The sequence below is a fragment of the Flavobacterium laiguense genome, assembly GCF_003097655.1.
Classification (GTDB): Bacteria; Bacteroidota; Bacteroidia; order Flavobacteriales; family Flavobacteriaceae; genus Flavobacterium; species Flavobacterium laiguense.
On record NZ_QCZH01000007.1, the window covers coordinates 40413 to 57566 of the forward strand.

The 17154-nt window shown below is 33.3% G+C and carries 11 protein-coding genes; 10 read left to right on the forward strand and 1 reads right to left on the reverse strand.

From position 1 onward, the window contains the following. The first annotated feature begins 80 nt into the window (after positions 1-80). The 9 genes from DB891_RS08420 (at position 81) to DB891_RS08460 (ending at position 9636) form a co-directional block, all read left to right on the forward strand. The gene (locus tag DB891_RS08420) at positions 81-362 is read left to right on the forward strand and encodes a DUF4834 family protein (RefSeq protein ID WP_116762697.1); all 282 of its coding nucleotides are present in this window, start codon (positions 81-83) and stop codon (positions 360-362) included. A 199-nt stretch (positions 363-561) separates the two neighbouring features. Next, entirely contained in the window at positions 562-2982 is a 2421-nt protein-coding gene (locus tag DB891_RS08425; protein ID WP_116762487.1) for a YfhO family protein, read from the forward strand. Positions 2983-3035: 53 nt separating this feature from the next. Next, on the forward strand, positions 3036-3224 hold the full coding sequence (locus tag DB891_RS08430; protein WP_116762489.1) for a hypothetical protein: 189 nt from the start codon (positions 3036-3038) through the stop codon (positions 3222-3224). Then, positions 3205-3669 (forward strand): hypothetical protein, encoded by a 465-nt coding sequence (locus DB891_RS08435; RefSeq protein ID WP_116762491.1) that lies wholly within the window; start codon positions 3205-3207, stop codon positions 3667-3669. The genes DB891_RS08430 and DB891_RS08435 overlap by 20 nt, the downstream gene beginning before the upstream one ends. 129 nt (positions 3670-3798) lie before the next feature. Further along, a complete protein-coding gene (locus tag DB891_RS08440; RefSeq protein WP_116762699.1) occupies positions 3799-5091 on the forward strand; it encodes a glycosyltransferase family 4 protein in 1293 nt (430 codons plus the stop codon). Positions 5092-5142: 51 nt separating this feature from the next. Further along, on the forward strand, positions 5143-6606 hold the full coding sequence (locus DB891_RS08445) for a lipopolysaccharide biosynthesis protein (protein WP_116762493.1): 1464 nt from the start codon (positions 5143-5145) through the stop codon (positions 6604-6606). Between the two features lie 141 nt (positions 6607-6747). Beyond that, a complete protein-coding gene (locus DB891_RS08450; RefSeq protein ID WP_116762495.1) occupies positions 6748-8439 on the forward strand; it encodes a mechanosensitive ion channel family protein in 1692 nt (563 codons plus the stop codon). 274 nt (positions 8440-8713) lie between these two features. Beyond that, the gene (locus DB891_RS08455) at positions 8714-9013 is read left to right on the forward strand and encodes a hypothetical protein (RefSeq protein WP_116762497.1); all 300 of its coding nucleotides are present in this window, start codon (positions 8714-8716) and stop codon (positions 9011-9013) included. 323 nt (positions 9014-9336) lie between these two features. Beyond that, complete coding sequence (locus DB891_RS08460) at positions 9337-9636, forward strand: hypothetical protein (RefSeq protein ID WP_116762499.1); 300 nt, start codon at positions 9337-9339, stop codon at positions 9634-9636. 97 nt (positions 9637-9733) lie between these two features. On the opposite strand, the gene uvrA is transcribed toward DB891_RS08460, so the two are convergent. After that, entirely contained in the window at positions 9734-12529 is a 2796-nt protein-coding gene (uvrA, locus tag DB891_RS08465) for an excinuclease ABC subunit UvrA (RefSeq protein ID WP_116762500.1), read from the reverse strand. Between the two features lie 634 nt (positions 12530-13163). On the opposite strand from uvrA, the gene DB891_RS08470 reads away from it, so the two are divergent. Continuing rightward, positions 13164-17153 (forward strand): putative Ig domain-containing protein, encoded by a 3990-nt coding sequence (locus DB891_RS08470; RefSeq protein WP_116762502.1) that lies wholly within the window; start codon positions 13164-13166, stop codon positions 17151-17153. Position 17154 lies beyond the last annotated feature (1 nt).

Here is a 17154-nt window from a genome sequence, read left to right on the forward strand (position 1 = left end):
ATTTATTTAAGAATGATATTTTTATTTTGTCCCAAAGTTTCGAGTTGGATTTATTAATTTTGCCTAAAAATTATTTGATTATGCAAACAGCCTCTTTTTCGGGTTTTATAAAAGCGATATTTTACATGATCGCTTTCTATTATATTTTTAAATTTTTGGCTCGATTGTTTTTGCCTTTATTAGTTAAAAAGGTGGTGGAAAAAGCAGGGCAAAATTTTCAGCAGCAACAACAGCCGTATCAGAATACGACTTGGAATAAAACATCCAATAAGGATGAAATAATAATCGACACTGCGAATAGTAAAAATCCTCGCGAAACCAAAAAAGTGGGGGATTATGTAGATTACGTAGAGATAGAGTAGTGATTTATGATTGAGGATTAACGATTTTTGATTTTTAGATGTGGCCTCCTGAAGATGACAATGTAGTTGCAATCACGAAATCTAAAACTATTAATCCTTATATTGCTAATCTAAAATATCTCCCGAAGATTTGGGACTGAAATCTGAATTCAAAAATCGTTAATCCTAAATCTAAAATCTAAACTCTAAAATCATATTAATGAAGCAACTTCAAAAGTTCTTTCCGCACGCACTAGCCATTCTAGGTTTTGTATTCATCTCAACACTTTATTTCTTCCCTGTTTTACAAGGAAAACAAATTTTTCAATCGGATATTGCCCAATACACGGGTATGGCCAAAGAGCAAAATGATTTTAGAGCGACCCATCAGGAAGAGCCTTATTGGACAAACTCTGCCTTTGGAGGAATGCCAACGTATCAATTGGGAGCCAAATATCCTCACGATTATATTGGCGCAATTGATGATCTATTACGATTTTTACCACGTCCGGCCGATTATTTATTCCTTTATTTTCTTGGTTTTTATGGTTTATTGTTGGTTTTAAAAGCTGACCCGCTAAAAGCCTTTTTTGGCGCTTTGGCTTTTGGATTTTCAACCTATTTAATTATTATTCTTGGAGTGGGTCACAATGCCAAAGCTCATGCCATTGCCTATATGCCACTTGTGATTGCTGGTTTTGTTTTGGTTTTTCAAAAAAAATACATTTGGGGAGGATTGCTCACCATGTTTGCGGTTGCATTAGAAGTAAATGCCAATCACTTTCAAATGACTTATTATTTATTGATTTTTTTATTGATTCTTTCCGGTTGTTTTATTTACGAAGGAATCAAAACAAAAGAATATAAAACCCTTTTGTATGCTGTAGGAACGCTTTTCATTGCCGGAATTTTTGCCATTGGTGCCAATGCCACTAACTTATTGGCTACAGCCGAATACGCTAATTTTAGCACTCGTGGGAAAAGCAATTTAAGCTTTAATCCCGATGGAACCAAAAGAACTACTGATGTGGCTATGTCTCGTGATTATATCACAGAATATAGTTATGGTATTGCCGAAAGTTTTAACCTGATTGCGCCTAGACTTTTTGGAGGTTCCAATAATGAAAAGGTTGGGACAGACAGTAGTATGTTTGATTTTATGATTTCACAAGGTGTGCCAGAAGCTCAGGCAACTGATTTTGTATCAGGTATGCCAACCTATTGGGGAGATCAACCTATTGTGTCTGCACCTGCTTATATAGGAGCCGTGGTTTTCTTTTTGGGGATTTTGGCTTTGTTTATAGATGAAAGAAAAATTAAATACGCATTCCTAGGAGGTGCATTCGTGTCCTTAATTCTTTCTTGGGGAAAAAACTTCCCTGCATTGACAGATTTTTGTATTGATTATATTCCTATGTACAATAAGTTTAGAGCGGTATCCTCGATTCAAGTTATTCTTGAATTGTGCTTTCCTGTTCTCGCGATTATGGGCTTGCAATCTTTTTTTAAATTAGAAAAAGAAAAACAGTTAAAACCGTTGTTGCAATCGGGAGCAGTAGGCCTTGGACTAATTTTGGTTCTGTTTTTATCTAAAAGTCTATTCAGCTTTTCGGGAGGCAGCGACAGTTATTTCCTTGAAAGTTATGGACCTAGTTTTGTAGATGCCTTAAAAGCCGACAGAAAATCGTTGTATAGTGCCGATTTATTGCGTTCAGGATTTTTTATTCTAATTGCCGCAGGGACTTTATGGTTGTTTGTTAAAAATAGAATAGCTCAAAATACGGCTATCATTTTGGTTGGTTTATTTATGGTTTCCGATTTGTTTTTTGTGGATAAGAATTATGTGTCCAACAAAGATTTTGTAAATGCTAGAGATGTTGAAGTGCCTTTTCAAGAAACACCCGCTGATACTGAAATTCTAAAAGACCCAACCAATTACCGTGTCTTTGATGTACAAGGTTTGATGCAAGCTAGAACATCTTATTTTCATAAAGCTATTGGTGGATATAGTGCGGTAAAACCTCAAAGAATACAACAATTGTTTGATTATCAAATTGCCAAAAATAATACTGAAGTTCTTAACATGCTGAATGTTAAGTATGTAATTCAAACGGATAAAGAAGGGAAAGAATACCCAATTATCAATGAGGATGCCAATGGAAATGCTTGGTTTGTTAGTCAAGTAGAATTGGTAAAAAATTCGGATGATGAGATGAAAGCTTTGGATAAATTAAATTCTAAAGAGGTGGCTGTTATTAATGTAAATGAATTTTTAACTATTAAAAGTAAGGCTTTCGCCAAAGACAGTTCGGCAACCATAATTTTAGATACCTATAAACCAAATAATCTAAAATATACTTCAACCAATTCTAAAGAAGGTTTGGCTGTCTTCTCTGAAATGTATTATGAAAAGGGATGGAAAGCGCTTGTAGATGGTAAAGAAACACCTATTATGAGAGCTGATTATGCTTTGAGAGCGATTGTGGTTCCAGCAGGAAAACACAGTATCGAGTTCAAGTTTGATCCCCAGGTTGTAAAAACAGGAAGTGCAATTACATTAGTTAGTTGTGTTGGAATGTTATTGCTTTTAGTAGGAGGATTGTACTCTGAGAGAAAGAAACAAGGGACGGTCAAACAATAGATTTTGGTAGTATTATTTCGTAACTTTGTTTAATGTAAATCAAAATACAAGTGATGGAAAAAAGTATTTTAAATCATGGTTCTCCGGAAGTTTTAGAAGCTAGACGAATAGCCGAAATTAAATCGCTTTCTTATGTTGAGCGATTAGAACGATTATTTGCGATTATTGAAGTTTCATATATGATGAGAAATGCTGCTAAAAATCAAAATCAAATAATAAGAAATGAACCAACAAATAATTGATATTTGGAGATATTTTTTTCAATACAATGTCAAGTATATTACTATTGGAGGTTTTGCAGTAAATGTATACGGATATAATAGGAATACTGGGGATATAGATATTTATATCGATGATAGTTTAGAGAATAGAATTAATCTTCGGAATGCTTTTATTAAAATTGGGTTAGGTGATTTTGAATCTATTGAAACGATGCAGTTTATTCCTGATTGGACTGATTTTACCTTGAATTATGGGATGAGATTAGATGTTATGTCAAGTGTAAAAGGTTTGGAAGATAAAACATTTAAGGAATTATTTGACGCTGCTAAAATTGTAATGATTGAAGATATTCCTGTGAAATTTATTGATTATGACAATCTGATAATTGCTAAGAGAGCCACAAACAGACCCAAAGATATTTTAGACATTGAAGAACTCGAAAAATTAAATAAAGATAATGTATAAACTATAAACTGTCCAACATTGCGCTGGACAATTAAAAAAAACACACAGAAAATAGTTTTGATTTAGAGTTTGTGCAACACTACTTTGCCCAAATTTCTTGTTGTCAATTCACAATCTATAATTATTAAATTGAACTCAAAAAAAATCCTCATTATAACGTATTATTGGCCGCCAGCAGGTGGGCCAGGTGTTCAGCGTTGGCTTAAGTTTGTAAAATATTTGCCGGATTTCGATATTCAGCCCATTGTTTATATACCAGAAAATCCAACGTATCCAATCATTGATGCCAATTTAGAAAAGGAAGTTTCGGAGAAAGCGATTATCTTAAAAAACAAAATTTTTGAACCTTATCAATTAGCATCGTTTTTTTCTAAAAATAAAACCAAAAAAATTAGTTCTGGGATCATTCCAAATCAAAAGAAACAATCTTTTCTCGATAAAACATTGTTGTGGATTAGAGGAAACTTATTTATTCCCGATGCACGGGTGTATTGGGTAAAACCATCGGTTTCCTATTTGGAAAAATATATAGTAGAAAATAATATCGATACCATTGTTACCTCTGGGCCACCGCACAGTTTGCATTTAATTGGTTTAAGTTTAAAACAAAAACTAAATCTTACTTGGTTTGCTGATTTTCGGGATCCTTGGACCACCATTGGATACCACAAATCACTGAAACTATCCACGGGAGCTGCGAGAAAACACAAAGCATTAGAATATCAGGTTCTCAATACCGCAGATACTATTATTGTGACCAGTAAAACGACCAAAACCGAATTTGAAGATATTACCAATAAACCTATTGCGGTTATAACCAATGGGTATGATACGGAGCAAGTAGCAAAGTTAAGTCTGGATACAAAGTTTAGTTTGGCGCATATTGGTTCTTTTCTTTCGGAAAGAAATCCAGCTATTTTATGGGAAAGTTTGGTTGAATTGTTGGATGAAGTTCCAGATTTTAAGTCTCATTTAGAAATCAAATTGATAGGGGCGGTTAGTCAAGAAGTATTAGAAACCATTTCGCAATTTGGGTTAAATTCCTATTTGAATAATTTAGGTTATGTGTCGCATTCAGAAGCCGTAGCACATCAAAGGAATTCACAGGTTTTGTTGCTGATCGAAATTAATTCGGAGGAAACCAAAAGTATAATACCTGGAAAATTATTCGAATATATGGTTTCAAATCGACCTATTATTGCCATTGGTCCAGCCGATTCTGATTTTGCCGAAATTATTACAGAAACCAACACAGGAGTATTTTTTGACTATACTGAGAAATTGAAATTGAAAACTTTAATTTTAAAATATTATAACCAGTTTTTAGAAGGTAATTTACAATCCTATGGTGTAGGTTTGCAAAAATATTCCAGAAAAAATCTGACCAAACAGTTGGCACAGTTGATTCATTCGAAAATTTAAGGTATTCCAACTTTAAACTTTTTTAAACCTTAAACTTTTAAACTCCTATTAATGGGCATAGTCTTAAATCAGTCTTTAAAAAACACAATAATCACCTATATCGGTTTTGCCATTGGCGGTATAAATACCATTTATTTATATCCTGTTTTTTTGGGAGCTACGTTCTATGGTTTAACGAATTATGTCACGTCTTGCGCCAATGTTATTATGCCGTTGTTTGCTATTGGTATGCAAAACACTTTGGTGAAATACTATTCGCAATATAATACTAACGAAGAGAGATCCCGTTTTTTGTCTTTTACGGTATTATTCCCTTTATTATCAATCATTCCTTTTTTATTGTTAGGACTTTTTTTTTATGATGAAATAGTATTCTTTTTATCTAAAGAAAATGCAATAGTAAAAAATTATATTTGGCTGATACCGATTATCGGATTAAGCATGGCTTATTTCGAAATATTTTACGCTTGGGCAAGAGTACACATGCATTCTGTTTTTGGGAACTTTATAAAGGAAGTGGGGTTACGATTGTTTTCTTTGGTTTTATTACTTGGGGTGTATTACAAGTGGCTCACGGTGGAGGGATTTGTTTATGCCACAGCAGTCTTGTATATTTTAGCATTTTTAGTTACGATGTTTTATGCCTTTAGGATTCAGAAGCCTACTTTTCAGTTTACTATACCTGCGAACACCAAAGAAATATTGATATATACGTTTTATATTATTTTATCGGGAAGCGTAGCCAATTTACTTTTGGATGGGGATAAAATGATTTTGAATCAGTACATGAAAATTGAGAATATTGCATTCTATTCTGTAGCAACATATATCGCTTTGGTAATATCAGTACCCAGTCGTGCGATGCATCAAATTGTATATCCCATTACGGCAAAATTGATGCATGAAAATAAGCATGATGAGTTGAATAGTTTGTATAAAAAAACATCCATTAATCTTCAAATGGTTGGGGGGTTTGTGATGCTTTGTATTTTTGTCAATATCAATCAGTTGTATGAAATGGTGCCAAAAGAGTACAGTGGCGGTATCATGGTAGTTTTTATGATAGGTCTATCCAAGTATTTTGACTTGATTTTAGGGAATAATAATGCCATTATTTTTAATACAAAATATTACAGAACCGTTTTGTTTTTAGGTGTTGCGTTAGTCGCTTTGACAGTTGGCTTAAATATGATTTTTATTCCTATTTATGGGATTATAGGTTCGGCATTTGCGACTTTATTGTCTATCACTTTATATAGTTTGGCCAAATTATTATTCGTTGTTAAGAAACTACATTTGTATCCATTTACCAATCAAACGTTGCATTCTCTTGGAATTACGTTTATAGTATTTTTGTTGTTTTACTTTTGGCAATTTCCTTTTCATCCTATTGTTGGGATTGTATTAAAGTCATTTTTAGTGACGGTAGTGTATATTTATGCCAATTATAAGTTTGTGATTTCTGTAGAGATTAATCAAGTTCTTGATAAATTGATTAAGAAATTCATAAGATAAGCAACGAAATAATTTCATTTTGAATTTTTGATGCACTTATTTTAAAAATTTTTCATCTTTTTATATTTATATTTGTTAGTATAGACGCTTTTTTTAATTTGATTTAAAGCGCTTTTATACTAAGTAATTAAATATAAAAAGATGAAAAAGTTTAAAAGTATAGTCCTACTGTTTTTATTTCTTTTGTGTTCAACGGTGTTATTTTCTCAAGTTAATGGCAATGAGAAAACTATAGTTGAAACGGTTAAGTCAGAAAGCCAAATACTCTCGAAAAAAAAGAAAGAATTAATTGGGTACCCTGTTGCACCTTTCAAAGACACTCTTTTTTTTATATACAATAAAATAGGATCATTTAAAGCCGAAAATCGAGCTACTGCAATAGCCGACAGAATTAATTTGCTTTATAAAGATTCATTCTATATTCCCGATTCGTTGGTTGTAAGCGCATCGGATGGAAGTGTTGATATTATTTATAAAAGAGATTTTATAATTATGTCAATTACAGAATTAGATGCCAAAGTGGTGGGAGATAACAGTTTTTCTTTGGCTCAAAAAAATCGTTCTATAATTAATAAAGCCATACTCTATCAACAAGAATATAATTCAGAGGGAAATTGGTTGAAACGCATAGGATTGGCGGCTCTGCTTCTGACTATGATTATTTTGATTGTATGGATAATCAATAGATTATTCAGATGGCTAAAATTGTATGTAATCAAAAATAAAGAAAAACATATAACAGGCCTTAAAGTAAAGGAAGCGTATGTCTTTTCTCCTGATAAACAGCTAGAATTTGTTTTACGAATAATTAATATAATCCGAATTGTTGTCTTAGTATTTGTACTTTATATTTCATTACCCGTACTTTTTAGTGTTTTTCCAGCCACAAAGCATTATGCATCCATACTTCTAAAATGGATTTTTTCTCCGGCTAAATCTGCATTGATGGGATTTGTTCATTTCTTGCCTAATTTATTTTCAATTATTGTAATAGTATTACTGTTTGTCTACCTCATAAAAGCAATTAAGTTTTTTGTAGATGAAATACATAAAGGACAAATTAAAATAGATGGTTTTTATAGTGATTGGGCTATACCGACTTTTAATATCATTAAGATTTTGCTGTATGCTTTTATGGTGGTAATCATCTTTCCGTATTTGCCGGGATCTAATTCTCCTATTTTTCAAGGAGTTTCTGTTTTTATCGGAATTTTATTTTCTTTAGGTTCTTCTAATGCTATAGCCAACATGATTGCTGGGTTGGTAATTACGTATATGCGCCCTTTTAAAATAGGTGATTTTATAAAAATTGGAGATGTAAGCGGAACTGTACTCGAAAAAACGGCATTGGTTACTAGGATTCGAACTTCTAAATTTGAAGATATTACGATTCCTAATGCAACAGTTTTATCCAGTTCGTCCATAAATTATTCATCAAATACAAAAGAGAATTCAAATGGTTTGGTTATTCATACAACAGTTACGATAGGCTATGATGCTGATTGGAAAGAAGTTCATAAAGCCCTTATTAAGGCTGCTTCAAGGACGGAATTGTTAGAATCAATCCCAGGTCCATTTGTATTGCAGACTAGTCTTGATGATTTTTATGTTTCGTATGAAATTAACGGGTATACCAAGCAGCCAACTCAACAGCCTTTAATTTATTCAAAACTGCATCAAAATATCCAGGATTGTTTCAATGAAGCGGGACTCGAAATTATGTCTCCCCACTTCAATGCGATTCGCGATGGGAATAAAACGACCACACCCAATGATTATTTAGATTCCGAATATAAATCGCCTTCCTTTAATGTGGATATCACAAAAAAATGATTTACTAGATAAATAGGCCCGTTTTTATTGGGTTATTAAATATTTTAACATATTTTTTGTAAGTATATGTCTTATAATTATAAAGACGTATGTTTTTTGACGATTATTTGTGTTTTTAGTTTTTTAAATAACTCGTAACTTATTTGTTTTCAGTTATTTAGGTTTTAATGATTTTGAATATCACTAAAAGTGGGTATTGTGCATTCTGTTTGTTGGATGTAATTTTGCAATATTCTAATAGATTTTGTGAAATCATAATCAAATAAAAACCTAAATGATAAAGAATCAATTTATTAATCAGGAAAAATTAAATAAGTTTACAAATACTATTGCTGATAAAATTAATAATGGCTTTGTAATTGTTGAAAGAAATGAAAAAATGCCATTTACTATTTTGGTAAAAGAAGGTAAAAAAGTAAATCATTTTTTAAACTTTTTTGTTTGTTGTGCTACTCTTGGAATGTGGTCATTACCATGGTTGTATTTATCTCAGGTATCCTCTAAAACAAAAAAAATATTGATCGCAATTGATGAAGACGGCAATGTTTTTGAAGAGAATTGCTACATGGGATAATACATTTTAGATTCTATAAAAGTGTTCTAGTATTAATGAAACTACATTTCGATTATTTTCGAAATGTAGTTTTTTTTTGGGGGATTATGTATAAAACTTGAAGTGTGAACCTTTATTAGTTTCAATTTTATCTGGTTTATTTCTAAAATAATAAGAAAATTAGTAAAAAAATAAATTTAAAATGTAGTTTATCTGTGTAATTTGCTTTTGATGGTTTTTTTTACGTATTTTGTTCAAGAAAGATAGTTTATATGGGTTGAATATTAGTAAGTAAAATTGAAAATCGATTTTACTCTTTATGTTTTTATATAAAAATCACCAAAATGTCAAAACACCAATTTACCGATCAAAAGAATTTAAATCATTTTACTAATTCCATCTCCAACAAAATTCAAAACGGTTTTGTAATTGTAGAGAGAAATGACAAATACCCTTTTACGGTATTAGTAAAAGAAGGAATAAAAGTTGATCATCGACTTAATTTCTTGGTTACTTGTGCTACCCTTGGGATATGGCTTTTGCCATGGTTGTATTTGTCGCAGGTTTCATCTAAAGCAAAACAAATTTTAATTGCAATAGATGAAGAAGGTAACGTTTTTGAACAAAATTGTTATAGGGGTTGATTGATTTAGTTTATCGAATAATATATAATAAAAAGCCACGTCTCAATACCAATTGGGTCGTGGCTTTTTAATTTTAAAATAATTGAAACGAATTCGGTTATAACTTTTCTTTTAAATATTTTGCTGTAATCGATTTTTTGTTTTTTACAATTTCTTCAGGGGTTCCTACAGCTAATAACTGACCACCATTTTCGCCTCCTTCTGGTCCTAAATCAATTACCCAGTCGGCACATTTTATTAAGTCAAGATTGTGTTCTATTACGAGTATGGAATGCCCTTTTTCTATCAAGGCATCAAAGGACTTCAAAAGTTTTTTGATGTCATGAAAATGCAATCCTGTTGTAGGTTCGTCAAATACAAAAAGTGCTTTCTCTTTGGTGGCTCCTTTTACTAAAAACGAAGCGAGTTTGATACGTTGTGCTTCCCCTCCGGATAGTGTCGATGAGGATTGTCCCAATTGTACGTAGCCTAAACCTACATCTTGTAAGGGCTGTAGTTTTTGAATAATTTTTGTTTGTTTGTTTTTTTCGAAGAATGCTATAGAATCATCGATAGTCATTGTTAGAATGTCATGTATGTTTTTGCCATCAAAAGCTACTTCTAAAACTTCTTTTTTGAAACGTTTTCCGTTGCAGGTTTCACAAGGCAATTGTACATCGGCCATGAAAACCATTTCTACATTTATGGATCCTTCCCCTTTACAGGTTTCACATCGACCGCCATCGACATTAAAAGAGAAATGCTTGGCTTGATACCCTCTTATTTTAGAAAGTTTTTCTTTGGCATACAATTCCCGAATATCATCGTAGGCTTTGATATACGTTACGGGATTGGATCGAGAGCTTCTACCAATAGGGTTTTGATCTACGTATTCAATGTGTTTGATTTGCGAAAATGAACCGGAAAGCTCGCTAAACTGTCCTGCTTTTTCTCCTGCATTATCCAGTTTTTTCTGCATGGCAGGAAAAAGAATTTTTTTGACCAATGTACTTTTTCCACTGCCCGAGACTCCTGTAATGACTGTTAAAACATCAAGAGGAAAAGTAACATCTATATTTTGTAAATTGTTTTCTCTGGCACCTTTTATTTCGATGAAATTTTTGAAAGGTCTTCTCTTTTTTGGAACAGCAATTTCTAGATTTCCATTCAAGTATTGAGCGGTTAGTGAGCTTGATTTAAGTATTTCGTCATACGTTCCTTGTGCCACTAGATTTCCTCCCAGTGTTCCTGCTTCAGGACCGATGTCGATAATCATATCGGCCGCTTTCATAATGTCTTCATCATGTTCGACTACAATCACGGTATTGCCTAAATCACGTAGGGATATCAGCACTTTTATTAAGCGTTCAGTGTCTTTCGGGTGCAAACCAATACTTGGCTCATCCAGAATGTACATAGATCCTACCAGACTGCTACCAAGGGAAGTGGCCAAATTGATACGCTGTGATTCTCCACCGGAAAGTGTTGCTGAATTTCTGTTTAAAGTCAAATAATTCAAACCGACTTCAGTTAAAAAGGATAGTCTATTGTTGATTTCTATTAATAATCGTTTAGCGATTTGTTTTTCATATTCATCTAAATTGATGTTTTTGAAAAATTCAACTAAATGCTTGATTGGTAAATCAACTAAATCAGATACGGTTTTACCGTTGATTTTCACATACGAAGCTTCGATTCTCAAGCGTTTTCCTTTGCAGACATGACATTTGGTTTTGCCTCTGTATCGGGAAAGCATTACTCTGTTCTGAATCTTATAATTTTTCTCTTCGAGTTCCTTAAAAAAGTCATTCAGTCCTTGAAAGTATTTGTTTCCGGTCCAAATCAAGTCTTTCTGTTCTTCGGTCAGTTGAAAGAAAGGTTTGTGGATAGGAAAATCAAATTTATAGGCATGGTTGACCAATTCGTCTCGAAACCAACCCATGCTTTCGCCACGCCAAGGGAAAATAGCGTTTTCAAAAACAGATAACGAAGTGTTTGGAACGACCAATTCGGCATCGATTCCTATAATATTTCCGTAGCCTTCACAAACAGGACAAGCGCCATACGGATTGTTGAAACTAAATAAATGAACATTGGGTTCCAGGAAAGTAATGCCATCCAATTCAAAATTATTGGAAAACGATAACCTTTTATCTGAATTTAATTCTTGTAAATAACAAATTCCTTTTCCCTCAAAAAAGGCAGTTTGCACAGCATCGGATAATCGATTGTAGAACTCTTCTTCATCTTTGACTATAATCCTGTCAATGATGAGTAAAATGTCTTTATGGTCTAAAGTATGTTGTTCTGCAGGAGTAAAATCATCCAGACGAACCATTTCATTATTAACCAAAATCCTTGCAAATCCTTGTTGCAACAAAACTTTTAGTTTGTCTTCTAGTTGTCTCCCTTCTTCGAGATGAATAGGGGCAAGGAGTAGCCATTTGCTGTCTAGTTCAAATTTTTTGACTTCAGTAACCACATCGGTAACTGTGTTTTTTTTGACTTCTTGTCCAGAAATTGGCGAATACGTTCTTCCGATTCTGGCAAATAACAGTTTAATGTAATCGTATATTTCGGTTGATGTTCCTACAGTAGAACGCGCATTAGTGGTATTTACCTTTTGTTCTATGGCAATAGCCGGCGCAATTCCTTTGATGTATTCTACCTTTGGTTTGTCCAGTCGACCTAAGAATTGTCTAGCATAGGAAGACAAACTTTCTACATATCTGCGTTGTCCTTCTGCATACAAAGTGTCAAAAGCTAAACTTGATTTTCCAGAGCCCGAAAGCCCAGTAATAACCACAAGTTTATTTCTAGGAATGGCCACATCTACATTTTTTAAATTATGTACTTGTGCTCCTTTTATAATGATGTTTTTCTTCGGATCGAGTTTGGAAATATCAATTGGCATACTGAAATGAATTTTCACAAAAGTACTTAATTTTACTATGGAAATGGCTAAAGAATTTAATGCAATTATTAGTTTTTAGTCCAATTTTAATGTGTGATATCCAGTTTCAATTTCATTAGTTTAATGGCATTGTCTTTATATTATATCAAATAAATATTTTAATTAGTTTACAATGAAAATAATTTTTTATAACTGTTGAATTAATTGTACATAATAGTTAAAAATAGTGTTTTCAAACTATATTATTAAAATCTGATAGTATCAAATCATTAATTTATTAACCTATAAAATGTCTATTTTGCATTTGTAATCATTTTTGTTTCGTAATGTATAATTGTGATAATTCAATATAAAATCGATAAAACTGTCAATATCGTTTTTATTATGTTATAATTTTAGTTATTTTCAATGCAACGTTTTCGTAATTACCTATACATTACCACAACATTTTGCCATTATTTAGAAAAAAATCATTTTAACGTTAACTCAATATAGTTGGCTTTTAATTGCTCTATACCTATGATTACAAGAGGTTTTTTTGTTTTTTATTAATTGGTATAGTTTTTACATACTAGGTTTTTTAAGGGTTCTTTTGTTTCATTCCTAAATTTGAGAAACTTAAAAACTAAACTATATGAAAAAATTTACTTCGTTGATTTTCTTAATGCTTTATGCATTTGGATTTTCACAAAATGCGCCTATAACCTTTGAAACAGGAGGGCAAGGATCTACTTGGTCTTTTGCGTCTTTTGAAAATTCTACGGGAATAGGCTTTGAAAAAGTAGTGAACCCATTTGCTACAGGAATAAATACCTCTGCTACCGTGGGCAAGTTTACAGCTCTTGTCGCTGGACAACCTTGGGCTGGATGTGAGTCAGCGGGTATTGGTAAGTTCTCATTAAATGCGTCAAATGCTATTGTAAAAATAATGGTCTACAAATCAGTTATTAGTGATGTAGCTTTAAAATTTTCAATAGCAAGTGGCGGAGCTCAAGCAGAGATTAAAGTAGCGAACACCAAAATAAATGAATGGGAAGAATTGACTTTTGACTGCTCTGCAAATATTGGAAAAGGAGAGTCAATAGATATAGAAAAAATCATTTTCTTTTTGGATTTTCAAGCTAGAACCACTGAAAACGTTTGTTATTTTGACAATGTTACTTTCTCAGCCGTGCCTTTAGCAACGATACCTACGACAGCTGCGCCTACGCCAGGAGCTCTAGCCTCTACTGATGTTGTATCCCTTTTTAGCGGTGCTTATACAAATATAGCAGGAACAGATTTTAACCCAAATTGGGGGCAATCAACTGTACATTCCGATATTACCATTGCAGGGAATGCAACCAAAAAATATACTAATTTCAATTATCAAGGAATAGTATTAGCTGGTTCAACTGATGTGTCTGCAATGACAAAATTGCATTTGGATGTATGGTCTCCAGATTGTACTGCTTTTGAAGTGTATCTTATTAACCCAGGACCGGTTGAGCAAAAAGTAACTGTAACACCAACATTGTCTGGATGGAATTCATTTGATATTAATTTATCGGATTATACGAGTATTAATTTGGCAACTGTTTTCCAATTGAAAATGGTTTCTCCAACGGCTGGTACAACTGTGTATATTGACAATCTTTACTTTTATAAAGCGCCAGTAGTTGTTCCATCGTCACTAAATGCACCAATTACATTCGAAACTGGTGAATTTGGATCGGATTGGACTTTTGCATCTTTTGAAAATTCAACTGGAGTTGGATATGAAAAATCTGCCAATCCAAGTGCTACAGGTATTAACACATCGGCTACAGTAGGGAAGTTTACTGCACTTGTTGCGGGAGCACCTTGGGCTGGATGTGAGTCAAACGGTATTGGGAAATTTTCTTTGGACGCTACAAACAGCACAGTGAAAATAATGGTTTATAAATCTGTTATTAGTGATGTCGGTTTGAAATTTTCAATTGCTAGTGGAGGAGCTCAAGCTGAGATTAAGGTTAAAAATACTAAAATCAATGAATGGGAAGAATTGACTTTTGATTGCTCGGCAAATATTGGTAAAGCAGAGTCAATAGATATCGTAAAAATTATTTTCTTTTTGGATTTCCAAGCTAGAACTACCGAAAATGTTTGTTATTTTGACAATGTAACGTTCTCAGCCAAAACTACAACTCCTCCAGGTGCAACAGCGCCAACTGTAGCCGCTACAACACCTGCTGCACGACCTGCAGTCGAAGTGATTTCTCTTTTTAGTGATGCATACACGAATATAGCAGGAACAGATTTTAATCCAAATTGGGGGCAATCTACTGTTCATACTGATATTGCTATTGCAGGGAATGCAACCAAAAAATATACTAATTTCAATTATCAAGGAATAACATTAGCTAGTTCAACAGATGTGTCTGCAATGACAAAATTGCATTTGGATGTATGGTCGCCAGATTGTACTGCTTTTGAAGTGTATCTTATTAACCCAGGACCGGTTGAACAAAAAGTAACTTTAACGCCTACATTATCTGGATGGAATTCTTTTGATATTAATTTATCGGATTACACATCGATTAATTTGGCAACTGTTTTCCAATTGAAAATGGTTTCTCCAACGGCTGGTACAACAGTGTATATTGATAATCTTTACTTTTCAAAAGGTACTGTTACTCCTCCAGTAACTACTGATGCAACACTTCCTTTAGATTTTGAGGCAGCTTCGTATGCGTTTGTTGATTTTGATGGTGGAGCTACAACAAAAATTGCTAATCCAGATAAATCTGGAATAAACACTAGTAATAATGTTGCAAAAATGGTAAAAGGTGCTGGACAACCTTGGGCAGGAAGCAAAATTAAAATGGCTTCTCCAGTAGATTTTTCTACAAAAAAAATACTTAAAGTAAAAGTTTGGTCGCCAGTTGCTGGTAAAAAACTTTTATTAAAATTTGAAGGAGCTGGAGCTGCATTCGAAAAAGAAGTGGCTACAACAGTTGCAAACACTTGGGAAGAATTAACTTTTGATTATACAGGAGTTGCCGGTGTAAACAACTTAAATGATTATATGGTTTTCATATTTGATTTAGGAACTGTAGGAGACGGAAGTGCCAATTCGACTTATTATTTTGACGATGTAACACAATTTACTCTAACGCAAATGAGTTTGCCAGTTTCTTTTGATGATGCTACTGTAGATTATTCATTAATAGGATTTGGTGGTGCTGAAGGTTCTACAATTGTGGTTGATCCAACATTGGCAACAAACAAAGTGGCTAAAGTTGTGAAATCTGCAACTGCAGAATTATGGGCTGGAACAACCGTTTCGGCAGCTGCTGGATTAGGTTTCAGCAGTGCTATTCCGTTTACTGCTACAGTCACTAAAATGAGTGTTCGTGTTTGGTCTCCAAATGCCGGAACCATAATTCGATTAAAAGTAGAAGAACATGGCGATAATACACATACTGTAGAAACAGAATCTGCTGTAACAACAGCAAGTGGATGGGAAACTGTTGTTTTTGATTTTGCAAAACCAGTTACGGGAACAGCTGCATTAAATTTGGCTTATAAATATGACAAAGCTAGTATTTTCTTCGGTTTTGGTACAACGGGAGCACAACAGGGAGCAGAAAAAATCTATTATTTTGATGATATGATGATGGCTGTGATTCCGACTTCACCAGTTTTAAGTTATGGTGTTGCGGCTCAAACGTATCCATTAGGTAAGTCTATTTATCCGTTGACAATTGCCAATACAGGAGGTTTAGTACCTGCAAATGGATACACAATTAGTCCAGCTTTACCTGCAGGGTTGAGTTTTGATGCTTCAACTGCAACAATTAGTGGTACACCCTCAGTTATGATTCTTGCTACTACTTATACAATTGTGGGAAGTAATGAAGCTGGAAGTAGTAATACTACAATAAGTATTGCTGTAACTCGTGATTTCAAATCAAATAATTTCACCATTGAAACAACTGGTGAAACCTGTTTGGGTGAGAAAAATGGAGAAATTAACATTAAAGCTTTAGAATCTCATACTTATGTAGCGGTTATAAATGATAAGAGCTATGAGTTTACCACTAACAGTTTAAGAGTTTTTAATCTAGCTCCAGGAGTGTATACTATTTCTATTTCGGTTAAAGGAGAATCTTCTGCACAAAGCTTTACGGCTGTAGTTCCAAAAGGATCTACTATAACAGGAAAAATCAATAAATTATCGTATAATAAATTGACTGTTGTAATGACCGAAGGAACTGCTCCTTACAAAGTGTACTTAGATGGAGAAGAACAATTTGAAACTCCTTTCTCTACTTTTACAATAGATGTAAATAAGGAAAGCTTATTAGAAGTAAAAACGGCTAAACCATGTGAAGGTACTTATGTTAAAAATGTTGAAGGTATCCTAGATTCTTCTGCAGCTTTTCCAAATCCAACTTCAGGAAGTTTTGAAATTGCAATTCCAACTAATAGAAAAGAGGTTGTTATCGATTTGTATTCTTTGACTTCTATGTTTATTTCAAGCAAATCTTATCCTTTAGAAAATGGAACTGTAAAATTGAGTCTTGAAGGTCAAACAGATGGAGTTTATATTGCAAAAGTATATTTAGACACTCCATCCTATTTAAAAATCATAAAAAAATAAA